21 protein-coding genes are annotated in these 23085 nt (G+C 66.4%); 4 read left to right on the top strand and 17 right to left on the bottom strand.

All coding sequences use genetic code 11. The annotated features are described in order from the left end of the window. Positions 1-10 precede the first annotated feature (10 nt). The 17 genes from ACZZZM_RS07555 to rph all read right to left on the bottom strand — a co-directional run bounded on the left by ACZZZM_RS07555 (position 11) and on the right by rph (position 17812). On the bottom strand, positions 11-415 hold the full coding sequence (locus ACZZZM_RS07555; RefSeq protein ID WP_463594492.1) for an acyl-CoA thioesterase: 405 nt from the start codon (positions 413-415) through the stop codon (positions 11-13). Then, positions 412-1575: an acyl-CoA dehydrogenase family protein gene (locus ACZZZM_RS07560; protein WP_463594493.1), complete on the bottom strand. Its 1164-nt coding sequence runs from the start codon at positions 1573-1575 to the stop codon at positions 412-414. Before ACZZZM_RS07560 ends, ACZZZM_RS07555 begins: the two co-directional genes overlap by 4 nt. Next, the gene (locus ACZZZM_RS07565) at positions 1575-2384 is read right to left on the bottom strand and encodes an enoyl-CoA hydratase family protein (protein ID WP_463594494.1); all 810 of its coding nucleotides are present in this window, start codon (positions 2382-2384) and stop codon (positions 1575-1577) included. The genes ACZZZM_RS07560 and ACZZZM_RS07565 overlap by 1 nt, the downstream gene beginning before the upstream one ends. Then, positions 2381-2869 (bottom strand): MarR family winged helix-turn-helix transcriptional regulator, encoded by a 489-nt coding sequence (locus ACZZZM_RS07570; protein WP_463594495.1) that lies wholly within the window; start codon positions 2867-2869, stop codon positions 2381-2383. Before ACZZZM_RS07570 ends, ACZZZM_RS07565 begins: the two co-directional genes overlap by 4 nt. Next, positions 2866-3600 (bottom strand): SDR family NAD(P)-dependent oxidoreductase, encoded by a 735-nt coding sequence (locus tag ACZZZM_RS07575; RefSeq protein ID WP_463594496.1) that lies wholly within the window; start codon positions 3598-3600, stop codon positions 2866-2868. Before ACZZZM_RS07575 ends, ACZZZM_RS07570 begins: the two co-directional genes overlap by 4 nt. Then, positions 3597-5870, bottom strand: coding sequence for a bifunctional salicylyl-CoA 5-hydroxylase/oxidoreductase (locus ACZZZM_RS07580; RefSeq protein ID WP_463594497.1), 2274 nt, complete (start codon positions 5868-5870; stop codon positions 3597-3599). Before ACZZZM_RS07580 ends, ACZZZM_RS07575 begins: the two co-directional genes overlap by 4 nt. 53 nt (positions 5871-5923) lie before the next feature. Continuing rightward, complete coding sequence (locus tag ACZZZM_RS07585; RefSeq protein ID WP_463594498.1) at positions 5924-7909, bottom strand: PAS domain-containing protein; 1986 nt, start codon at positions 7907-7909, stop codon at positions 5924-5926. Beyond that, entirely contained in the window at positions 7902-8537 is a 636-nt protein-coding gene (locus ACZZZM_RS07590) for a chemotaxis protein CheX (RefSeq protein WP_463594499.1), read from the bottom strand. Before ACZZZM_RS07590 ends, ACZZZM_RS07585 begins: the two co-directional genes overlap by 8 nt. Beyond that, the gene (locus ACZZZM_RS07595) at positions 8534-8914 is read right to left on the bottom strand and encodes a response regulator transcription factor (RefSeq protein WP_463594500.1); all 381 of its coding nucleotides are present in this window, start codon (positions 8912-8914) and stop codon (positions 8534-8536) included. The genes ACZZZM_RS07590 and ACZZZM_RS07595 overlap by 4 nt, the downstream gene beginning before the upstream one ends. Positions 8915-8917: 3 nt before the next feature. Further along, the gene (locus ACZZZM_RS07600; RefSeq protein WP_463594501.1) at positions 8918-9232 is read right to left on the bottom strand and encodes a hypothetical protein; all 315 of its coding nucleotides are present in this window, start codon (positions 9230-9232) and stop codon (positions 8918-8920) included. Next, on the bottom strand, positions 9229-11157 hold the full coding sequence (locus ACZZZM_RS07605; RefSeq protein WP_463594502.1) for a chemotaxis protein CheA: 1929 nt from the start codon (positions 11155-11157) through the stop codon (positions 9229-9231). The genes ACZZZM_RS07600 and ACZZZM_RS07605 overlap by 4 nt, the downstream gene beginning before the upstream one ends. Next, positions 11157-11987, bottom strand: a complete 831-nt coding sequence (locus tag ACZZZM_RS07610; protein ID WP_463594503.1) for a CheR family methyltransferase — start codon at positions 11985-11987, stop codon at positions 11157-11159. Before ACZZZM_RS07610 ends, ACZZZM_RS07605 begins: the two co-directional genes overlap by 1 nt. Then, the gene (gene cheB / locus ACZZZM_RS07615; protein WP_463594504.1) at positions 11984-13072 is read right to left on the bottom strand and encodes a chemotaxis-specific protein-glutamate methyltransferase CheB; all 1089 of its coding nucleotides are present in this window, start codon (positions 13070-13072) and stop codon (positions 11984-11986) included. Before cheB ends, ACZZZM_RS07610 begins: the two co-directional genes overlap by 4 nt. After that, complete coding sequence (locus ACZZZM_RS07620; protein ID WP_463594505.1) at positions 13069-14451, bottom strand: chemotaxis protein CheW; 1383 nt, start codon at positions 14449-14451, stop codon at positions 13069-13071. Before ACZZZM_RS07620 ends, cheB begins: the two co-directional genes overlap by 4 nt. A 4-nt stretch (positions 14452-14455) precedes the next feature. Next, complete coding sequence (locus tag ACZZZM_RS07625) at positions 14456-16378, bottom strand: methyl-accepting chemotaxis protein (RefSeq protein ID WP_463594506.1); 1923 nt, start codon at positions 16376-16378, stop codon at positions 14456-14458. A 76-nt stretch (positions 16379-16454) separates the two neighbouring features. Further along, complete coding sequence (gene rdgB, locus ACZZZM_RS07630) at positions 16455-17102, bottom strand: RdgB/HAM1 family non-canonical purine NTP pyrophosphatase (protein WP_463594507.1); 648 nt, start codon at positions 17100-17102, stop codon at positions 16455-16457. Further along, positions 17099-17812 (bottom strand): ribonuclease PH, encoded by a 714-nt coding sequence (gene rph / locus ACZZZM_RS07635; RefSeq protein ID WP_463594508.1) that lies wholly within the window; start codon positions 17810-17812, stop codon positions 17099-17101. The genes rdgB and rph overlap by 4 nt, the downstream gene beginning before the upstream one ends. Before the next feature lie 91 nt (positions 17813-17903). Between rph and ACZZZM_RS07640 the strand changes: the two genes are divergently transcribed. The 4 genes from ACZZZM_RS07640 to ACZZZM_RS07655 all read left to right on the top strand — a co-directional run bounded on the left by ACZZZM_RS07640 (position 17904) and on the right by ACZZZM_RS07655 (position 23075). Further along, entirely contained in the window at positions 17904-18422 is a 519-nt protein-coding gene (locus tag ACZZZM_RS07640; protein WP_463594509.1) for a DUF6438 domain-containing protein, read from the top strand. Positions 18423-18567: 145 nt separating this feature from the next. After that, positions 18568-19611: a heat-inducible transcriptional repressor HrcA gene (hrcA, locus tag ACZZZM_RS07645; RefSeq protein WP_463594510.1), complete on the top strand. Its 1044-nt coding sequence runs from the start codon at positions 18568-18570 to the stop codon at positions 19609-19611. 30 nt (positions 19612-19641) lie between these two features. Next, entirely contained in the window at positions 19642-20193 is a 552-nt protein-coding gene (gene grpE / locus ACZZZM_RS07650; protein ID WP_463594511.1) for a nucleotide exchange factor GrpE, read from the top strand. A 131-nt stretch (positions 20194-20324) separates the two neighbouring features. After that, positions 20325-23075: a [protein-PII] uridylyltransferase gene (locus tag ACZZZM_RS07655; protein ID WP_463594512.1), complete on the top strand. Its 2751-nt coding sequence runs from the start codon at positions 20325-20327 to the stop codon at positions 23073-23075. Positions 23076-23085 lie beyond the last annotated feature (10 nt).

Below are 23085 nucleotides of genomic sequence, written 5' to 3' on the forward strand. Positions count from 1 at the left end.
CGGTGCGTTGTCATGCGAGCGCCTCCAGCCGGGTCCGCCATTCCTGCGGCCAGGGCGCGGCCTTCATCGTCGCCAAGTCCATCAGCACGATCTTGAGCCGCGCCGCGAAGCGCGGTTCGCCGCTGCTGGTGACGTTCGCTTCCAGAATCAGCGATGTACGCCCGATCGCGCCCGCTGCGATCGCCACATCGAGCAAATCGCCGTGGCGCGAGATCGCAGTGAAGCTGGCGTTCAGCTCCACCGCCGGCGTGCCCAGCGCCATGTCGCGGTGCATCGCCGCGCGCGAGACGCCTAGCGCGACGTGGGTCCAGTCCTCGACCGCGGCATCGACGATTTCGAAATAGCGGGGATAATAAGCGATCCCCGCCGGGTCGCAGTGCGCGAAGCGGAGCGGGGTCTGCATGGTGAAGGTCATTGCGCGCCCTTCAGATGCTGGCGCGCGATCACCATTTTCTGGACTTCGGATGCGCCTTCATAGATGCGGAGTGCGCGGATCTCGCGGTACAATGCCTCGACCGGCACGCCGCGCACCACGCCCATCCCGCCGAACATCTGGACTGCCTTGTCGATCACGCCTTGCGCGGCTTCGGTCGCGTGGAGCTTGGCCATCGCGGCTTCGCGCGTGTTGGCGCGGCCCTCGACATCGCGGACCCAGCCGGCGCGGTAGATAAGCAACGCCGACGCGTCGATGTCGAGCGCCATTTCGGCCAAGTACGACTGCATCACCGCATTGTCCGCGAGCATGCCGCTGCCCTGCTTGCGGGCCAGCACACGCGAAGTCGCCTCGTCGAGCGCCCGCCGCGCAAAGCCCAAGGCGGCGGCGCCGACGCTGGTGCGGAAGATGTCGAGCGTCGCCATGGCCTGCGCGAAGCCGCGACCCGCCTCGCCGAGCAGTGCGTCGGCGGGGAGCCGCATGTTCGTGAAGCGCAGGGTGGCCAGCGGGTGTGGCGCGATCACTTCGATCCGCTCGCTGGCATCGAGCCCGGGCGTGCCCGTCTCGACGATGAAAGCGGAAATGCCCTTCGCCCCCGGCGCCTCGCCGGTGCGCGCGAACAACACGTAGAAATCTGCGATGCCGCCGTTGGAGATCAAGGTCTTGACGCCATTGATCACCCAGCCATCGCCATCTCGGGTCGCGGTGGTGGTCATCGAAGCGACATCGGATCCCGAATCCGGCTCAGTCAGCGCGAAGGCGGCGATCCGTTCGCCGGTAGCAACGCCGAACAGCCATTCGCGCTTCTGCGCATCGGTGCCGAACAGGCTGATCGCGCCCGATCCCAACCCCTGCATTGCAAATACGAAATCGGCCAGTCCCGAATAGCGCGCCAGCGTTTCGCGGATGATGCACAAAGAGCGGACGTCGAGCCTCTCGTGAATGCCGCCAAAAGCTGCGGGCACGCAATAATTCAGCCAGCCGCCGGCGCCTAGACGCATCGCAAGATCCACGCACTCTGCGTCGACATTGTCAGCATGCACCTCGGTCAGCTCGGCGCGGCTCCAGGCATCGAGCCGCTCGGCAAGATCGCGATGCCCGTCGTCGAAGAACGGCCAGGCGAGGAAGCTGCGGTCGGCCATCAATCGCCCTCGAACATTGGGGTCTGCTTCGCTGCGAACGCTTCGAATGCGCGGCGGAAGTCGTTGGTCTGCATGCAGATCGCCTGCGCCTGCGCTTCCATCTCGATCGCCACGTCGAGGCTCACCGCCCATTCCATGTCGAGCTGGGTCTTGGTGATGCCATGCGCGAAGGTCGGACCTTCGGCCAGGCTGCGCGCCAGTGCCTGCGCCTCGCCGATCAGCGCGTCGGGCTCGACCAATCGGTTGTGGAAGCCCCAGCGTTCGCCTTCCTCCGCAGTCATCACGCGCCCGGTGAAAAGCAGTTCGGCGGCGCGGCCCTGACCGATGATCCGCGGCAGGATCGCGCACGCGCCCATGTCACTGCCCGCCAGCCCGACGCGGGTGAACAGGAACGCCGTCTTGGCGCGTGTCGTGGCGATGCGCAGGTCGGATGCCATCGCTACGATCGCGCCCGCGCCCGCGCAGATTCCGTCGATCGCGGCGATTACCGGCTGCGGGCACTGCCGGATCGACTTGACCAGATCGCCGGTCATCCGCGTGAAGGCGAGCAATTCGGGCATCGTCATCCTGGTGAGCGGCCCGATGATTTCGTGCACGTCGCCGCCCGAGCTGAAATTGCCGCCCGCGCCGGTGACGATTACGGCCTTTACCTCCGGGGCGGTTACAAGATTGCGGAAGGTATCGCGCAATTCGGCATAGGATTCGAAGGTCAGCGGGTTCTTGCGGTCGGGCCGGTTGAGCGTGATCGTCGCGACGCGATCGGCATAATGCCAGCCGAAATGCTCGGGCGCGAAAGTCTCGGGGTTCATGCGGGTTCCTTGGCGGTTGCGAGCGAAGTCTTGAGGGCGCCGAGCGCGGCATAGAGCAGGGCATGGTCCTCGCCGCCAAGCGCGGCAAACAGCGTGTCGATGCGGTGGTGATGCGCGGCGGCGAGCTGGGCAAAGTGGCTGTGGCCCGATTCAGTAAGGCGGGCGCGAGATACTCGGCGATCCTTGGGATCGGGCGCTACCTGCACCAGATCGTCCGCCGCGAGCTTCTGGACCAGCTGAGTGACATTGCCGTTCGAGACGAGCAGCGCCTGTGAGAGCTCGCTCATCGTCAGGCCGTCCGCGGCGCGTTCGAGCGCGGCCATCACATCGAAGCGGGGCAGGGTCGTCCCGCGCTCGGCGAGCACCCGCTGCACCGATTTCTCGATCGTCATCGTGCAGCTCAGCAGGCGCAGCCAAAGCCGCACATCGGCATGGTCGCCCAGCGCGCCATCGTGCTTCTCGGCGATGGCGAGCGCTTTGCTCATGCGATCTCCACCGCTTCGCCATTGCGGTCAGACAGCACCAGCGCCACCAGCGCCTCGGCAATCTCCTCGGGCTCGGTCAGCCGTCCGCCAGGATTGAAACGGGCAAGCTCGGCGCGGGCATCTTGCTCGCTGCGCCCGGTCTTCTCGCTGATATTGCGCGCCGCGGTGGCGACGATCTCGGTATCGGCATATCCGGGGCAGATCGCGTTGGCGGTGATGCCCTTGCCTCCCAGCTCGGCGGCCAGCGCGCGCATCAGCCCGACCGCGCCGTGCTTCGCGGCGACATAGGGCGCAGTGTAGGCCGATCCGCGCAGCCCTGCGATCGAGGCGATGGTGACGATCCGCCCGTGCCGCGCCTCTATCATTCCTGGCAACGCCGCCTGGCTGCAGTGGAACACCGCGTCGAGGTTGACGGCCAACACCTGGCGCCACGCCGCTTCCGTCACCCTGGCGAAGGGCGCGCTTTCGGCCAATCCGGCATTGTTGACGAGGATGGAGATCGCGCCATTTTCCGCACTTGCTTCGGCAAAAGCGCGGTCCACTGCGCTGCGATCGGTCACGTCGGCGGCGATGGCCAGGCCGCCGATCTCGCCGGCGACCTGCTCGATCGGCTCCAGCCGCCGGCCCACCAGGCTTAGCTTCGCCCCCTCAGCCGCGAGCGCGCGGGCAATCGCCGCGCCGATGCCGGTGCCGCCGCCAGTGACCAGTGCGTGTTGTCCGGCGAGCCTCATGCCAGCAATTCCTGCTCGCGCTGCAGGTTGCGCGCGAGCTGCGCCTGGCCGCTAAGATAGGGCAGGGGCACCGCGACATCGCGATAGCCCTGCTGCGCCGCGGCGCGCAGTGTCCAGCTCGGGTCGATCAGGTGCGGGCGAGCGAGCGCGACCAGGTCGGCGCGGCCTGCCGCCAGGATTGAATTGGCATGGTCCGCCTCGAAGATATTGCCGACCGCCATCGTCGTCAGCCGCGCTTCGTTGCGGATCTGGTCGGCGAAGGGCGTCTGGAACATGCGGCCATAGATGGGCTTGCAATCCGCCCAGGTCTGCCCGGCCGAGACGTCGATCAGATCCGCGCCCACTTGGGCAAAGGCCTGCGCGATCTCGACCGCCATTTCCGGGGTAACCCCCGCATCGCCCATCCAGTCGTTTGCTGAGATGCGCACCGACATCGGCCGCTCGGCGGGCCAGGCGGCACGCATTGCGGCGAATATTTCGAGCGGGAAGCGGAGGCGGTTTTCCAAGCACCCGCCATATTCGTCAGTGCGACGGTTGGTCAGCGGGGTGATGAAACTGGAGAGCAGATAACCGTGCGCGGCGTGAAGTTCGATCATGTCGAACCCCGCCTCAATTGCGGCGGATACCCCCGCGACGAACTGGTCGCGCACCGCATCCATGTCCGCGCACGTCATTGGACGGGGCACCTGGTTGTCAGCGCTCCACGGCACATCGGACGCCGCCATCAATGGCCAGTTGCCCGCCTCCAGCGGCACGTCATAGCCTTCCCAGCCGACCTTGGTGGAGCCCTTCGGCCCCGAATGACCGAGCTGGAGGCAAAAGCGCGCGCGGCTGTTGGCGTGGACGAAATCGACGATACGCTTCCACGCGGCGACCTGCTCGGGCGTGTAGATCCCCGCGCATCCTGGCGTGATCCGGCCTTCCGCCGAGACGCAGGTCATTTCGGTGAACACCAGCCCCGCGCCGCCCTGTGCTCGGGCGCCGTAATGGACGAGGTGGAAGTCGGTCGGGCGGCCGTCTTCCGCCGAATAGGTCGCCATCGGCGAGACAGTGATGCGGTTCTCCAGCGTCATTTCGCGCAGACGGAACGGCGCAAACATCGGCGGCGCGGCCTTCTCGCCGCCCTGGAACCAACGTTCCAACCCCTCCAGCCATTCGGGATCGCGCAGCCGCAAATTCTCGTGGCTCACTCGCTGTGACCGCGTCAGCAGCGAATAGGCGAATTGGATCGGCTCGAAATCGAGATAGCGCTCCAGCGTCTCGAACCATTCGGTCGAATTGCGCGCGCTGTTCTGGAGCTTGAGCACCTCCAGATTGCGCTCGTCGCGATACTCGATCAGCGCCGCCTCGCGGTCGAGGCCCGGCCGATTGAGCACTTCGGCTAGCTTGATCGCGTCCTCAAGCGCCAGCTTGGTCCCCGACCCGATCGAGAAGTGCGCGGTATGCGCGGCATCGCCCAGCAGCACCAGGTTGCGATAGTGCCAGTGATCGCAGATGATCCGGCGGAAATTGAGCCACGCCTGCGGCCCTGGCAGGTGCTTTGCGCTGGACATCAGCGCATTGCCGTCCAGATACTTCGCGAAGATCGCCTCGCACTTGGCGATGGCCTGCTCCTGGCTCATCCGGTCGAAGCCCAGCCCAGCCCAGGTCTCGGGCTCGCATTCGACGATGAAGGTCGAGAGCCCATCGCCGAAGCGATAGGCGTGCGCCCAGATCCAGCCCGCCTCGGTCTGTTCGAAGGCGAAGGTGAAAGCCTCGAACACCTTGTGCGTGCCGAACCAGAAGAACTTGTTCTTCCGCATTTGGATGTCGATGCCGAAATGCGCGTCGTAGCGCGTGCGAATTTGGCTGTTGGCGCCGTCTGCGGCAACGACCAGATCATAGTCCGACCAGTCGTCGAGATCGGCGCTCCCCTCGTGCTCGAAATGCAGGTTCACCCCAAGTTCGCGGGCGCGGTCCTGCAAGATTCGCAGCAGCCGCTTGCGGCCGATGCCGATAAAGCCGTGCCCGGAGCTGCGGATGCACTCGCCGTGGATGTGAACGTCGATATCGTCCCAATGCGCGAACTCATCGCGGATCGTGCTCCCGCTGACGGGATCGTTCGCCATGAGGTTTTCGACGGTCTGGTCCGAGAAGACCACGCCCCAGCCGAAGGTGCTGTCGGCAGCATTGCGCTCGAACAAATCGATCTGATGCGCCGCGTCACGCAGCTTCATCGATATGGCGAAATAGAGCCCGGCGGGGCCGCCGCCGAGGCAGGCAATGCGCATCCGATCCTCCCAATTGCTTTAGGAGTAAAATATCTCGGTGCCGTCCGCAATGGCTAGCTGTCGAGCAGGTCCCGCACCCGGGTCGCCAGCGAGACGAACGTGAACGGCTTGGAGAGCAAGTCCACGCCCGGCTCCAGCCTGCCGTCCTGCATCATCACGTCGCGCGTATAGCCCGAAGTGAAGAGCACGGCGATCTCCGGTTGCACAACGCGGGCGGCATCCGCCAGCTCGCGGCCGGACATCTCCGGCATCACTACGTCGGTCAGCAGCAAGTGGATGGGCCGTTCCTGGCGTTCGAGCAGCCGCAGCGCCGTTGCGCCGTCTTGCGCCTCGATCACGCGATAGCCGAGCTCGCGCAGGATTTCGACCGTGTAGCTGCGAACATCGTCATCATCCTCAACGACGAGAATGCTCTCGGCGCCGCTCGCACGCGCCGCCTGGGTGCGATGCTCCTCGACCTCTTCGCCCGCAGCATGGGTCACCCGCGGCAGGTAGAGCCGCACAATCGTTCCTGCGCCCAGTTCGGATTCGATCGTGATGTGCCCGCCCGATTGCTTGGCGAAGCCATAGACCATCGACAACCCAAGCCCGGTGCCCTTGCCGACTTCTTTGGTCGTGAAGAACGGATCGAAGACCCGGCCGATCGTCTCGGCGCTCATTCCCGAGCCGGTATCGGCGACCGAGATGACGACATAGGAGCCGGGGGCAAGCTCGCCCCTCGCCTCGCCAGCAGCGATCATGGTGTTGGAAGCGCGGATCGAAAGATCGCCGCCGTCCGGCATCGCGTCGCGGGCATTGACCGCAAGATTGAGCACGGCGTTTTCGAGCTGGTGCTGATCGACTTCGATTGCCCACAGGCCTGAATCCGGCTGGACGAGCACCGCGATCGCCTCGCTGATCGAGCGGGTCAGCAAATCCGACATTCCCGCCAGCAGCCGCGCGACATCTGTTTGCTTGGGATCCAGCGGCTGGCGGCGCGAGAAAGCGAGCAGGCGCTGGGTAAGCGCGGAGGCACGTTCGGCCCCCTTCAATGCGTTTTCCAGCGAACGCTGCATCCGCGGTTCGGATCCAGGCTCGAGCCGCCGTATCACCGTATCGATATTGCCGATGATGATCGTCAGCAGATTGTTGAAATCATGCGCAATTCCGCCCGTCAGCTGGCCGACCGCCTCCATCTTCTGGGCCTGGCGCAGCGTTTCCTCGGTCTGCTGCCGCTCGAGGATCTCCGCCGCAACGCGCGCCTCCAGCGTTTCGTTGAGCTCGCGCAGCCGCTCCTCGGCGAGCTTCGAGGCCGTGACATCATAGATCACCCCGATGAAGCGGTAGCCGCTGGTCTCGCTATCACGCACCACTTCGCCGCGCCGCGCGATCCAGCGGGGTTCGCCATCATCGCTGCGCTCGATGCGGAATTCCCGATCGAGCTCCACCATCGCCGCCGCCCCGTCGCGGTCGCTGTCCGGGATGATCGGCAGGCCGCCTTCGCAGACCACGCCGTTGATCGTTCCGATCGGCAGCACGCGCGCCGGATGCAGCCCCAGCAGGCGACAGAATTCGCTCGATACCGAGGCTGTCGCGAACCCGTCATTATATTCGAATGTGCCGATGCCGCCAGCGCTCTGGGCAATGCGCAGCCGCTCCTCGGTACGCTTGCGCTCGGTGACGTCGACGAGCAGCCCGGTGAAGCGAACCGGGCGATCATGGGCATCGAGATGCCCCTGGCCGCGGCCATGCATCCACAGGACATTGCCGTCGGGCGCGCGAACGCGGAATTCCTTGGAAAACAGCTCGGCGCCGCCAAGGATACCGGCCACGGCAATCCGCATCCGCGCGCGATCGTCGGGATGAATTGCAGAGAAGAAGGCCGCGGTCGCGCAGCCCTGGGTGCCGGGCTCGGGATCGAGTCCATAGAGTTCGGCGAAACGCTCGTCGAAATGCAGCCGGTCCCCGGTGATGTCCCAGTCCCAAGTGCCGCTCGCGCCGGCTGCGGCGAGGACGGCGCGCAGCCGGTCCTCGGTCTCGGTCAGCCGCGTGTCAGCCATCTTCCCCGACTACCCGCTCGATGAATTCGCCGAGCAATTCCTTGAGGGTGGCGAGCGACGGCAAGTCCATCAGCATCGCGATATAGCCGCGGATGTCGCGCTTGCGGACCGCGAAATCGATATAGAGGAACAGCACCAGGCCTTCCTCTTCGCCGTCGCTGATCTCGAACAGCGAGGCGCCGGTGCCGCGCACGACTTCCGGAATGGTCATCGTCAGCGAGCGCTTGAGCATGTTCGCCATGGTAGCGAGGCACGAATTGAGGATGACGTTGCCCGTCTCGCCCAGCGCCTCCTGCTCCATTTCCAGCACTTCTTCCGGGCTCAACTCGTCCCCGGTAACTGCGCGGACGAGCTCCAGGCTATTGGCCTCGGGGAAGATCAGCAGCGCCCGCCCTGAGAAAACGCCCGCGAACCCCTGACGCACGGCGATCAGTTCGCTCACTTCGCGCTCGCTGATCAGACGCGCGGCGCGGCGCTGCGTCACCACTTCGATCGACGGGACCGAGAGGTGGACTTGGTCGCCGATCATTTTCCGCAGGTTCGAAGCGGCGCGGCTGACTCCGATATTGACGATTTCGGTGAGCGCGTCGGATTCGAGCTCGTTCAGAGCCACGTCCTGCGGGATCATGCCTTGGGTCTGAGCCGCAGCGCCGCGCCCGACAGGAAACCCTGGAGCCCCTCCGCAGTGACCGGCTTGGGCACGAAGGCGGCGCCGATTTCGCGCGCGCGCGAAACGACTTCGTCCTGAATGTTGGCGGTGATGATCGCGAGCGGCAGTTCGGGATGCAGCGCCCGCAGCTCGCCTGCCAGCTCCAGCCCGTCTTTCTCCGCCATGTTGAAATCGATCAGCGCGACGTGGATTTGCTGCTCGGCAACGATCTCGAGCGCCTGCGCGGCGCTGCCCGCCTCGACGCGCTGCCACTCAGGCTGAAGCTGCGCCAGCGCCTTTCCGGCAACGATCCGCGCCAGCTTGCTGTCATCCACGATCAGGACGGTAACGGACATTCTCTACTCCGGCTCGGAAAGGCTGGTCATTGAATCGGCGGCCAGGTCCGCGATCGTTCCGGTAAAGGTACTTTCCGCCCCTGCGTCAAGCACATGGGGTACCACCCACTGGGCGGCGAACGAATTGAGCGGACTGCCGAGCACCGGGCGGCGCGCGGCGATAAGGATCTGCGCGACTGCGGTGTGGAGCCGTCCGCAGGCGGAAAGATCGATGGGGAGCGCTGGCGCCTGGACGAGCAGACCCAGCAAGGTCTCGGCTTCCTCGACCGGGCAATCGCCCACCAGCGCGATTGCATCCTCGGTGCGGCGCACGGTCATGCGACCAGTTCCGCCAGATCGAGGACGAGAAGCACGCCGCCATCGCCGAGCAGCGTCGTGCCGGCTACGCCGGGCACTCCGGCTAGCAGGCCGCTGCGGGGGCGAACCAGCCCGTCGATCCGCTCGCCAAAGCCGTCGACAAGGATGCCGACCGACTCGGACGCGGCTTCGGTGACCAGCAATTTGACGAAGGGCGAGTCGGTAGCGGTTACGCCGAGCAACGTCGCGAGATTGAGAACGGGCAGGGTTCGATCGCGCAGCACGCAGGCCTGCCCGCCGCCTACCGCCAGGATGCGGTCGCTCGCGACGTTCGCGGTCTCGACGATGCGATCGAGCGGCACGCCGTAGCGATCCTCGCCGACGCGGACGATCAGCAGCCGCGTCATGATTGCGTTCAAGGGAAAGCGCAGGCGAATCGTGGTGCCGCTGCCGATCGTGCTGGCGATATCGATGCTGCCCCCCAATTGCTCGGTCGCGGCCTTGACGGCGTCGAGCCCGACGCCGCGGCCCGAGACGGCGCTCACTTGTTCTGCGGTCGAGAAGCCGGGCGCGAAGATCAGGCGCGTCGCGTGCGCATCGTCCATCGCATCGGCCACTTCGCGCTCGATCACGCCGCGCGCGACTGCCACGTCGCGAATCCGGGTGGGATCGATACCGGCGCCATCGTCCGAGATCGCCACCACGACATGATCGGCGTCACGGCGGACGTGAAGGCCAAGCGTCGCGACCTCGGCCTTGCCCGCCGCGTGGCGCTGCTCGGGCAGCTCGACGCCGTGATCGAGCGCATTGCGGACGACATGGAGCAGCGGCTCATACAAGGCGTCGGCGATCCCCTTGTCGACTTCCATGCTTTCGCCGCGCATTTCGAAGCGCACCGGCTTGCCCAACGCTTCGGCAGTCTCGCGGATCACGCGCGGCAGCCGGCGCAACGTCGGCGCGAGCGGCACCATCCGCACTGCCATCACTGCGCGGCGCATGTCGTTCACCGCGCGCTCGATCTCGGCATGGGCGGCGCGGACGCTGGCGCCGATCCGCGCGTCCAGCCGGTCGGCCTTGTCGGCGGCGTGGGCCAGTATGTTGGTCGCCACGATCAGTTCGCCGACGCCGTCCGCCAGCGCATCGATCCTTGCGGTTTCCACGCGCAGCGATTTTTGCGACGCGTGGGGGAGAAAGGCTTCTTCCTCGTCGGGAATATAGGCAGGCACCGCCGCGAATTGGGCCTGGTCCGCAACCAGGCGCAGTGCTCCCCGGACGTCGCCGACGGGAGCTGTGCTTAGTCCCTCCAAGACGACGTTGCAGCGATACGGCTCCAAATCGGCAAGCGCCGGCCAGGGCTCGGCGGGGAGAATCGCGAAGGCAACGATGCCCGGCACGGCGCCGGCGATCGCCAGCGGATCATCGCCGCGGAAGAAGCATTCGGAATCCGGGGCGTAGCGGAAGGCGACGAGCTCGGTGACGGCTGCCTCGATCCGCTCGGCCTCACGCGTGCGCAACGCATCGAGCCATTCGGGCGCGGCTACGGGTGCGGCGGCTTGCCGAATTTCGGCCTCGCCGCCGGCAATCCGTGCCACCAGCCGGTCTGCCATAGCCTCGGCCGAAGCGGGCAGCACGCCGGTCCGCTCCATCGCGTCCACCCAGCGGTCGGTCTCGTCGAGCACCGCTACCAGCGCCGCCAGTGACGCCGCGTCGAGCGCCGCGGCGCCGCTCCGCGCGCTATCGAGCAGATCCTCCGCGGCATGCAGTGCACGCCCGGCGGGCGCCATGTCGAATATCGCCACCGAGCCCTTGAGCGTGTGGATCGCCCGGAATGCGCTGTCGATCACGGTGCGATCGGCGGTGTCGCGCAGCAGCCGGCCGAAATCGTCGCCGGCCTGCGCGATCAGCTCGCGCGCCTCGATCAGGAACTGTTCGAGCAGCTCGTCCATCAGGCCCGACGATAGACGATTGCATCGTCAAAACGAACGAGTGCGAAACGATCGCTGATCCGCGCCATGGATTCGCTGTGCCCCAGCGCCAGGACGCCGTCCGGATTGAGCGCGGCGTGCATATTTTCCGCAGCCTTGGCGCGCGAGGATTCGTCGAAATAGATCAGGAGGTTACGGCACAGAATCACGTCGAACCTGCCTTGCGCGGCAACGCTGGCGGGATCGACCAGATTGCAATGGCTGAACAGTACCGACTCGCGCAGATCGTCGATGATCTTGCGCTTGTGGCGCTTCTCCGGCTCGAAATATGCCTCGCGCACGTCATCGGGCAGCCGGGCGAGCGAGCGTGCCGCAAATTGCCCGGCCCGTGCCGCTTCCAGCACCTTGGTGTCGATGTCCGAGCCCAGGATCTCAATATTATACGCGTCGACGAGCCGCCAATGCTCGAGCAGCCAGATCGCGATCGAATAGGCCTCCTCGCCGCTGGAGCACGGCATCGACCAGATCCGGATGCTGTCGCCCGGGCGCTTGCGGGCGGCGATCTCGGGAAGGATCGAATTGCTCAGCGCGGCAAGCTGATGCTCCTCGCGGTAGAAATAGGTTTCGTTGACCGTGAAGGCATTGATCAGCCGCTCGGCCTCGGTCCCCTGCGACGCAAGCGCTAGATATGCGCGGAGATTGCCCGCCGCCGTCGCTGCCATCCGGTCAGCGATGCGCCGCTCGATATAATAGCGCTTGTTCTCGCCGAAGGTCATTCCCGTCAGGCGGTGAATCAGCGCCGTCACCTGGTGCAGCTCTTCGGGCGCAAGATGGAACGTGGCCAGATTCACTTCGCGGGCAACGAGGCAATGAGTTCGGCAGCGATCCGATCGAGCGGGAGCACCGCCGATGCCCCGCCTGCCTTCACCAGCGCGCCCGGCATCCCCCAGACCACGGCGGTATCCTCCGCCTCCGCGATCGTCCTCCCGCCAAGAGCATGCAATTCGCGCATTGCCGCTGCGCCATCGGCACCCATGCCGGTCATCAGCACGCCGATCAGCCGCTCGGGCGCGACCAGTTCCATCGCACTGGCAACGAGCCGGTCGGCGCTGGGATGCCAGGTAAAGTCCGGACTGCTCGGCGCGGCCATGGCGACAAGGCCGGAGGGGCGCCGCGCGATTACCAGATCGGCATCGCCGCGCCCGATATAGACGTGCCCCGGCTCCAGCGCCACGGGGCGGCTCACTTCGCTGATCGTGACGGCGCAGAGCCGATCGAGCCGCTGGGCAAGCGGACCGGTGAACGATGCCGGCATGTGCTGGGCAACGACGATCGGCCAGGGAAAGTCGGCGGGCAGCGGCCGCAGCAAAGCCTCCAGCGCGGGCGGGCCGCCGGTCGACGTGCCGACCAGCACCAGCCCGTCCCCCGTCAATCGCGCTGCCGCGGGCAAGCGCCTTACCACCGTGCGGCGCGCGGGCGGAGCCGCACCAGGCAAAGCAGCGCGCAGCCGCACGCGCTCGGCGAGCCGCATCGTCGTCGGGATCCGCGCCTGCGCCGCTGCGCGCACCTTTTCGATCAGGGGCGGCGCCAGCGTATCGATGGCGAGCGATACCGCGCCGCTCGGCTTGGCGATGAAATCGACTGCGCCCAGCGCCATCGCCTCGAGCGTCTCGTTCGCTCCTTGCGCCGTGAGCGCCGAGACCATCACCACCGGCGTCGGCTTTTCCAGCATGATCCGGTCGAGACAGGCGAGGCCGTCCATGCCGGGCATGTGCACGTCGAGCGTGATCACTTGCGGGGCGAAGCTGTGCAGCTTCTCGATCGCCTCCTCGCCGCTGCGAGCGACCTGGATGTCGAAATCGCCCGCCTCGCTGAAGGTCTCGCTCAGCACGCGCCGCATCAAGGGGGAATCGTCGACGACGAGCAGCCGAGTCACGATCCGGCGGTCATCGCGGCAAGCAAGTCGCGTTCGGCGCGGTCGAGCAGTTCCTGCGGCTCGACGATCAGGATCATCCGCCCCGCATCCTCGAGATTGGCGACGCGATCGAATATGCGGGTGCGATCGTCGCCAAGCTCGGGCGCCGGGCCGATTGCGTCCACCGGCACGCGCAGCACTTCGGATACGGCATCGACGAGAAACCCCGCCTCGGTCGCGCCGAGCCCCGCGACGATGACGCGCCGCCGCTTGCCCTGGGTCGCAGTCCCGTCGAAGCGCCGGCCCTGGTCGATCACGGGAATGATCTTGCCGCGAAGGTTCATCATGCCTTCGATGAAAGCAGGGGCCTTGGGCAGGCGGGTGAGTTTGGCCGGCACGATCGTGACTTCACGCACTGCCGAAATCGGCATGCCGAAATCCTGCTCGCCGATGCGAAAGATCAGGAACTGCTCGGTCGCGGCCTCGCCATCGTCGCTCGCCATCAACTCTTCCCCAAGGGCCGTTTCCTGCAACAAATGGCTGGTCAGCTCGGCGCGAAGCAGATGCTCGGTCGCCAGCACCGAGACCAGTCGCGCGCCGCCGTCGAGCCGGCAGATCGCCTGGATGCGCGCCTCCGCCGTGCCGCGCACCAGCACAGCGGGCACCGGGTCGATCGCGCTTTCGGGAACGCGCAGGATCGAATGGATCGCGTCCACCACCAATCCTACGCTCTGCGCCCCGATCCGCGCGACCAGCACTTGCGGGCGCCTGGTCGTGGCCAGCGGTTCAAGATCGAGCAGCAGCCTGAGCGACAACAGCGGCAACAGCTTTCCGTGCCGCGCGACCGTGCCCAGCGCGACTGCATCGGACTTCGGCAAGATCGTAATCTCGTCGGGCAGCCGCGAAACTTCCTCGATCTGGCCGATCGGCAGCGCATATTCCTGCCCGCTGATCGAGAAGCTCAGCAGGACGACTTCATCCGCTGCGATCTCGCGGCGCTCGATTCCCGTCACGGCGCTCGGTCGGGCGCCGCGCCGCACCGATCCGCCTTCGAACGCCTTCCCGAGCAGCGGATCGAGATCGATCAATCGTGCCCGGTCTTCGGCATCGCTGCTGACTGCGGAGACCGCGTCAACCAGCAGCCCTACCGGATCGGCGCGTTCGAGCACGATGACGCGGCCGCCGCTGGTCACTTCACGGTCGATCAATGCGCCCAGCGCCACCACGGGCAGCACCTTGCCGCGCAGATTGACCAGTCCGACCAGGCTCTCGGGCGCGTGCGGCACCCGCGTCGCGCGCATCGGCCGCACGACTTCGCGCACGGCGCTGGCGGGCAGGGCGAAGCGCTCGCCGGCCACCCGGAAGGTCAGCATCTGCTCGGCCGCCGGGGCGCTCGCCATATGCTCAGCCCGCGCCGTCGATCAGTGCCGCGGCGAGCGAGGCGATATCCTCGATTGCCGCCGCCAGCCCCTCCGCCGCCTGCGCCTGCTGCCGTGCCGCGATCCCGGCCTGGCGCGCGGCAGCGCCGGCTTGCTCTGCGGCCGCCGCGATCTGCTCGGTCCCGCTCTGCACATCGCCCACTGCGCTGAAGATCGCCTCGGCGCCGCGGACGATCGCTTCGCTCGATGCCTCCGCGCCCTGCAGATCCTCGACGATCTGGCCGAAGCGCTCGATCACTGCGCGGTTGCGCCCGATCTCGGCCTCGCTGGCGATGACGAGCTGGTCGAGGTCGCGGCGTACCGAGAAGATGCCATCCTGGATCGCGCGCGTTACGTCCTTGGCGCGCTCGGCATTTGTGGCCGAGTCGCGCGCCAGCTTGCGGATGTCGCCGGCGACTGTCGCAAAGCCGCGCCCGGCCTCGCCCGCGCGCGTCGATTCGACCGAGCCACTGACGGCGAGCATGTTGGTCTGCACCGATACCAAGGCCAGCGTGTCGGTGATCTTCTCGATCCGCCGCACCGTATCGCTAAGGCCGGCGATCAGAGTCAGGATTTCGCGGGTTTCGGAGAGCGAGCGATCGACGCCGGCGATCAGCCCCTCGACCGTATCGCGGCCTTCGCGGGCCGAGCCCGAGATCGCGGCAATCCGCTCGAGGGCACCGCGCGATGTTTCCTCTGCGGATTTGGCCGAGCGCTCGATCTGGGTGATCGCGCTATTGGCCTGCTGCGTCGCCGCAGCCTGGATCTGCGCGCCGCGCGCAATCTGCTCGACCGCGACGAGGATCTGGCTCGATGCGCCCGATAGTTCCTGTACTGCCGCCGACAATTCCTCCGCAGCCGCGCCGACTTCCTCGGCAGCGCGTTCGCCACCCGATCCGTCTTCGAGCCGGCTCGTCTGTCCAGACAGCGCCTCGGCGGTTTGCTGGCTCTGGTCGAGCGAGACGCTTTGCTGCGCTACCGCCTGCTGTGCTTCCGCCGCCGCTGCCGACTGTTCTTCTGCGGCGCTTGCCACTTGCTCGGCGCCGCGCTGCGCCTCACGCACCGCGCCATCCGCCTCGATCGCCGCATGCAGGATCAGCTGCGCGCCATCGGACACGTCCGCCAGCGCGCCGCGCGCCTCGTCGAGCACGCGGACCACGTCGCGGCCCGATTGGGCTTCGCTGCGGGCGCGCTCGGCACCGGAGCGGATTCGCTCGGCGATCGCACGGATTTCCTGTCCGACACCCTCGGCCATGGCCTGGATATCGCTGGCGCTGGCTTCGGAGGTTTCGGCCAGCGCGCGCACTTCATCGGCAACTACCGCAAAGCCGCGCCCATCCTCGCCCGCGCGCGCCGCCTCGATCGTGGCATTGAGCGCGAGCAGGCTGGTCTGGTCCGAAATATCCGCGACCGCCTGGCCGATATCGCCGATGCTCGCCGCCGAAGCCTCGAGCGCAGTCACTGCATCGACCGAGCCGATCTGGCGATTGGCATTGAGTTCGATCGCCGCGATCGAGCCATCGATCATCGCGCCGGCTTCAAGGAAGGCGGACTGGACGGCATCGACCTGGCGGCGCGATGCTTCGGCACGCTCGCGCGCTTCGCGGAAGCCATTGGCCAGCGCGCCGATCAGCCCCAGCGATTCCTGGGCTGCCCCGGCCGCTTCCTCTGCGCCGCTGGAGATCTGGTCCATCGCCGCCTGCAGCTGGGCCGCGGCGGACGCCGATTCGGCCAGCCCGCTCGCAAGCTCCTGAGTGGCGGCATCGATTTTTTCGAGCGCAGTCGAAGCCTTGCCGCTCGCGCGCGTAGTCGCGCGGCGCGGCGGCTTGGGGGCCGGTCTGGGCTCGGGAGCCTCGGGCGCAGGCGCCTTCGATCGAGCGCCCAGGCGCGACTTCTTGACTAGGGCCATCGATGCGATCTCGAACCTGAAGGAAATGGTTTCAGTGGATTAGCGCAACGATCCGGGACGCGCCAGCGGGCGCGGCCTAGCTGAGTACGGCGGCAACCAGTTGGTCGAACGCCTGCGCGCGGTGGCTCATCGCGTGCTTGGCGTCGGGCTCCATCTCGCCGAAGGTCTGGGTATAGCCATGCGGCACGAACATCGGATCATAGCCGAAGCCCTTGTCCCCGCGCGGTGGCCAGACCAGCGTGCCATCGACGCGCCCTTCGAACCATTCGACATGCCCGTCGGGCCAGGCCAGGGCGAGCGCACAGACGAAATGCGCCTCGCGCGGAGTCTCGGGGGGCAGCTTGGCGAGATTGTCCTCGACGCGGCGCATCGCCTCATTGAAGTCGCGGCTCTCGCCGCCCCAGCGCGCCGAGAAGATGCCGGGCTCGTTGCCCAGTGCCTCGACGCACAATCCGCTATCGTCGGCGAGCGCAGGCAGGCCGGACAGATCGGCGGCCTGCAGGGCCTTCAATTCGGCATTGGCGACGAAAGTGGTGCCGGTCTCCTCGGGCTCGGGCAAGTCGAGTTCGGCGGCCGAGACGGGCTCGATCCCGAAGGGGCCCAGCAGCGCGCGGATTTCGCGAACCTTGCCTTCGTTATGGCTGGCGATGACCAGCTTGCCGGGCTGCAGCTTGCGGATCGCCTGGGGAGCGTCGCCGCCAATACCTTCGTCGGGTCCGTTCATGCGACAGCCTTTAATTGCGCTTCGAAGATCCGGCCGCAGCCGATGCGGGCCAGGCGGAGCAGGCGGAGCAGCCCTTCCTCGTCATAGCATGCGCCTTCGGCAGTTGCCTGCGCCTCAGCGATCTTGCCATCCGAGAGCAAAACGAAATTGGCGTCGGCATCGGCATTCGAGTCTTCGTCGTAGTCGAGATCGAGCACCGGATTTCCATGATAGATGCCGCACGAAACCGCCGCGACCTGCTGCTGGATCGGATCCTTTTCGAGCAGCCCGGCTACGAGCAATTTGTTGACCGCGAGGCGCAGCGCGACCCAGGCGCCGCTGATTGCCGCCGTCCGCGTGCCCCCATCGGCCTGGATCACATCGCAATCGAGCGTGATCTGGCGTTCGCCGAGCAGCTTCAGGTCGGTGACCGAGCGCAGCGATCGGCCGATCAGCCGCTGGATTTCCTGCGTACGCCCCGATTGCTTGCCCTTGGCGGCCTCGCGGCTGCCGCGCGTGTGCGTGGCGCGGGGAAGCATGCCATATTCGGCAGTGACCCAGCCTTCGCCCTTGCCGCGCAGCCAGGGCGGGATCCGCTCTTCGATGCTCGCGGTGACCAATACGCGCGTGTCGCCAAAGCCGATCAGCACCGATCCTTCGGCGTGACGCGTGAAATTGGGCTCGATGCTGATCGCGCGCATCTCGTCTGGGGCGCGGCCGGATGGACGCATGTGCTTCATTCTCCCTACAGGTTTGGTGCGCGACGTAGACGGAAGCAAAGGAACGCGCCAGTGTCGGCGCGGGTCCGAAGGGAGGCTGGCAATGCACAAGCGGTTGATGATCTCTGGCGCGATCGGGCTCGCATTGGCGGGTTGCGCCTCCAATCGTAACACCACGGGCGTGCCCGAACCGGTTTCCGCCACTGCGATCGAGCAAATCGAATATGAAACCGGCCCGTGCTTCGGCACCTGCCCGGTGTTCCGCTTCACGGTCTCCGCAGACGGCAAGGGCAAGTTCGTCGGAATGCGCCACACCGAAGTGACCGGCGAGCGTCTCTTCACCGTGACTCCCGCTCAGTACCGCGCCTTTGCCGATCAGATCGCGCAATACCGCCCCGGAATGGGTGACCGGATTTTCCAGCCGGGGACCGATCTGTGCAAGCAAGTGGCGACCGACATGCCGAGCATCGACGTCCATTGGCGCACCCCTCGCCAGCTGCAGCAGCGCCTTTATTTCTATTATGGCTGCGACATGGAGAAGAATGCCGAAATGGCCTCCGCGCTCGGCGACGCGATCGAGGCACTGCCCCCGCTGGAGGCATTGGTGGGCGAGCGGCCGTGAGCCCTCGAAAAATGGGGACAGTCCCTATTTTCCTGTGCTGCTCGTACTCGTGTGATAGCGCCGGAAAGAAAATAGAGACTGTCCCCATTTTTAGGATCGGGGGATGACGGTTGAGGGTGCGTCGGGACGCGCTACATAGGACCCAATGACCACACCTCCCATCCACGAGCTGACCGACCGCGCCCGCGACGTATTCCGCATTGTCGTCGATTCGTATCTGGAAACCGGCGCGCCGGTCGGCTCTCGGACGATCTCCAAAATCTCGGCGCTCAATCTCAGCCCCGCCTCGATCCGCAACGTCATGCAGGATCTCGAGGAACTCGGCCTGCTCGCCGCGCCGCATACCAGCGCGGGGCGGATGCCGACCGAGACGGGCCTGCGCCTCTTCGTCGACGGGATGATGCAGGCCAGCGCGCCCTCCGCCGAGGAGCGCGCGGCGATCGAGGCGCGGGCAGGGCAGGCCGGGCCGGTCGAGGATGCGCTGGCCAGCACCACCGCCGCGCTCTCCGGCCTCTCCGCCTGTGCGGGGCTGGTGCTCGTCCCCAAGATCGAGCCGGTGCTGCGCCAGTTCAGCTTCGTGCCGCTGGGCCGCGACCGCGCGCTCGCGGTGCTGGTCGGCGAGGACGGCTCGGTCGAGAACCGCGTTGTCGAACTGCCGGGCGGGATGGACCCCGGCGCGCTCAACCAGGCGAGCAATTATCTGACGGCGATGCTCGCCGGCGCCACGCTCAGCGAGGCGCAGCGCCGCGTCGAGCGCGAGCTCAAGGACCACCGCGCCGCACTCGACAGCGCCGCCGCGGCCCTTGTCGAGCGTGGGCTGGCGGTGTGGAGCGAGGATCATGGCCGCCGCCCGGTGCTGATCGTGCGCGGCCAGGCCCGGCTGATCGACGCGACGGCCACCGAGGATTTGGACCGCGTGCGCCAGCTGCTCGACGAGCTCGAAGGCAAGGAAGAGATTGCCCGCCTGCTCGACAGCGCCCGCGAAGGCGAAGCGACGCGCATATTCATCGGATCGGAAAACAAGCTCTTTGCGTTGTCCGGTTCGTCGGTGATCGCAAAACCCGTGCGTGCGCTCGATGGGCGCGTGGTCGGCGTGGTGGGGGTGATCGGCCCCACGCGGTTGAATTATGCGCGGGTAGTGCCAATGGTAGATTTCACCGCGGCCACGCTGGCCCGATTACTTGCTTGAACAAGAAGAGATATGGCGAAAGACACGAAAATGGACAGTGCCGGCGACACGCAGGACGAAGCTGTTGACCTGCGCGAAGAGACTGCTGAGGCGGCCCCCGAAGTCGCCGAACATGACCGAATGAGCGAGCTTGAGGTCGAGCTGGCCGAAGCCAAGGCGGCAGTGATGTATGCCCAGGCGGAGACCCAGAACGTCCGCCGCCGCTTCGAAAAGGAAGCGCAGGACGCCAAGACCTATGCCGCGACGGCCTTTGCCCGCGACGTCCTTTCGGTCGCCGACAATCTCTCGCGCGCGCTCTCGGTGATCCCGCCGGAATTGCGCGATGACGAGAAGATGAAGGGCCTCGTCGTCGGCCTCGAAGCCACCGGCCGCGAGCTGGACTCGGTCTTCGCGCGCCATGGCATCTCGAAGATCGTCGCATTGGGCGAAGCGCTCGACCCCAATCGCCACCAAGCGATGATGGAAATGCCCTCGGCCGATGCCGAGCCGGGCACGATCGTCCAGGAAATCCAGACCGGCTACATGATCCGCGACCGGCTCCTGCGCCCGGCGCTGGTCGGGGTGGCGAAGAAGGCGGACTAACGCTTCCCCTCCCTGCATGAGGGGATCGAGGGGTGGTCCGTATCGCGAGCACTCGACCCACCCTAGTCCCTCCCTGGCAGAGAGGGGAGTAGTAGGGTGACGAATAGGGAGAACCGCCCTATCTCCCTCTCATGTCCTCCCGCTTCGACTCCGTCCCCAACCGCCGCGCGCTGATCGATCGCCGCGGCGTCGCCGAGCGGCTGGCGGTCCTGGAGGCCAAGGACGGGACCAGGCTCCGCCAGGCCGCGACTGCCGAACTCAGGGCAGCACTCGATGCCGGCCGCGCCGAGATCGCCCGCCGCCTCGCCGAGCATCCGTCCAAGGGACTTGAAGCCGCCGCCGCCGGCGCGTTCCTGATCGATCAATTGCTCCGCTTGCTATGGGATTTCACGACCGAGCGGCTTCATCGCAATTCCAATCCGAGCACCGCCGAGCGCATGACGCTGCTCGCAGTCGGCGGATACGGCCGCGGCGAGATGGCGCCGCATTCGGACATCGACATCGCCTTCCTCACTCCGTGGAAAGTCACCGGCTGGAGCGAGCAGGTGATCGAATCCATGCTGTATTCGCTGTGGGACATGCAGCTGAAGGTCGGCCATTCGTCGCGCTCGTTGGACGAGATGGTCCGCCAAGCCAGAGGCGACGTCACGGTGCGTACCGCTTTGCTGGAAGCGCGCTACGTCTGGGGCGACACCGACCTCTATGAAGAGGCCTCGCGCCGCTTCAAGGCCGAGATCCAGCAGGATACGGCGCGCGCATTCATCGCCGACAAGCTTGCCGAGCGCGAAGTGCGGCACAAGCGCATGGGCGACAGCCGCTATGTCGTCGAGCCCAATATCAAGGAAGGGAAGGGGGGGCTGCGCGACCTCCACACGCTCTTCTGGATCGGCAAATATGCCTATAATGTCCGCGAGCCCGCCGAACTGGTCGAGGCCGGTTTGCTATCGGCGCACGAATTCCGCCAGTTCCGCCGTGCCGAGAACTTCCTTTGGGCCGTGCGCTGCCAGCTGCATCTGCTCACCGACCGTGCCGAGGACCGGCTGACCTTCGACGTCCAGCGCGAGATCGCCGAGCGGATGCGCTATTCGGACCGCCCGGGGAAGTCGAAGGTCGAGCGCTTCATGCACTTCTATTTCCTCCAGGCGAAGATGGTGGGGGATCTGACCGGGGTCTTCCTGGCGCATCTCGACGAGAAATTCGCCGCGCGCGGCTCGCGCTTCGGGCTGCCGACCTTGTTCAAATCCCCCCGCAAGCTCAAGGGCTTCACCCTTGAGCGCGGTCGCCTGGCGATCCCGCGCGACCGGTTCTTCGCCGAAGACCCGGTCCGTCTGATCGAGCTGTTCCAGCTTGCCGATCTCCACGGGCTGGAAGTCCACCCGCTGGCGATGCGCGCCGCAGCGCGGGACGCCAAGCATGTCGACGATGTTCGCGAGGATCCGCGCGCCAATGCGCTGTTCCTTGACGTGCTGACCTCTCCTCGCGATCCCGAGACAGTGCTGCGCTGGATGAACGAAAGCGGCGTGTTCGGCCGCTTCGTGCCCGAGTTCGGCCGGGTTGTCGCGCAGATGCAGTTCGACATGTATCATCACTATACCGTCGATGAGCATTCGATCCGTGCGATCGGCTTGCTCAGCCAGATCGAGAAAGGCGACCTCAAGGACGATCACCCGCTTGCCACCGGCATTTTCGAGCAGGTCGTCAGCCGCCGCGTGCTCTATTGCGCGGTGCTGCTTCACGATATCGCCAAGGGGCGCGGCGGCGATCACTCGGTGCTGGGCGCCGAGATAGCCGAGCGGCTCTGTCCGCGGCTGGGCCTGAGTGCTGCCGAGACCGAGAATGTCGCCTGGCTGGTGCGCTGGCACCTGCTGATGTCCGCCACGGCGTTCAAGCGCGACCTCAGCGATTTCAAGACGATCCTCGATTTCGCCGAGATGGTGCAGAGCCCCGAGCGCCTGCGCCTGCTGCTGATCCTCACCATCGTCGATATCCGGGCAGTCGGCCCCGGCGTGTGGAACGGCTGGAAACGCCAATTGCTCGGCGACTTGTTCGAAAGCGCCGAGGAGGTCCTCCGCCTCGGCCACAAGCAGAAGGGCCGCACCGAGCGCGTCGCCGCGAAACAGGCGGCGCTGACGGAGATGCTCGGCTGGGACGAGCAGCGCATGGCACGGCTCAAGAAGCGGATGACCGAACCCTATTGGATCGCCGAGCCGCTGGACGTGCTCGAACGCAACGCAAGGCTGGTCGATGCCGCGGGCGATGCCCAGCTGTCGGTAGCCGCGCAGGTCTATCCCGAGCGCGGGGCCACGCTGGTGACGGTCTATGCCTCGGACCATCCGGGGCTGTTCTATCGGATCGCGGGCGCAATTCATGTCGCCGGCGGCAACATCATCGACGCGCGCATTCACACGACGCGCGACGGCATGGCGCTCGACAATTTCCTCGTTCAGGACCCGCTCGGCCGCCCTTTCGACGAAGATGCGCGGCTCGAACGCCTCAAGACCAGCATCGCCGATGCGCTGGCCAACCGCTCCAGATTGTCCGAGCGGCTCAAGGGCCGTCCGCTGCCGCGGCTGCGCGCCGATGCCTTCAACATCGAGCCCAATGTGCTGATCGACAACAAGGCCTCGAACCGATTCACGGTGATCGAAGTCAACGCCCGCGACCGGCCCGCTTTGCTCTTCCACCTGGCGCAGGGGCTGTTCCAGTCGAAGGTGACGATCCACTCGGCGCATGTCGCGACCTATGGCGAGCGCGCAGTCGATACTTTCTATCTGACCGACCTGATCGGCGACAAGATCGAGAGCTCCGCGCGGCTGAAGGCGATCGAGCGGCGGTTGCTTGACGCGGCTTCGGGCGACGGTAGCGTAATGCAGGCAGCATAGGAGCGGGGCG

The sequence above is a fragment of the Sphingomonas sp. AC522 genome (assembly GCF_979258125.1).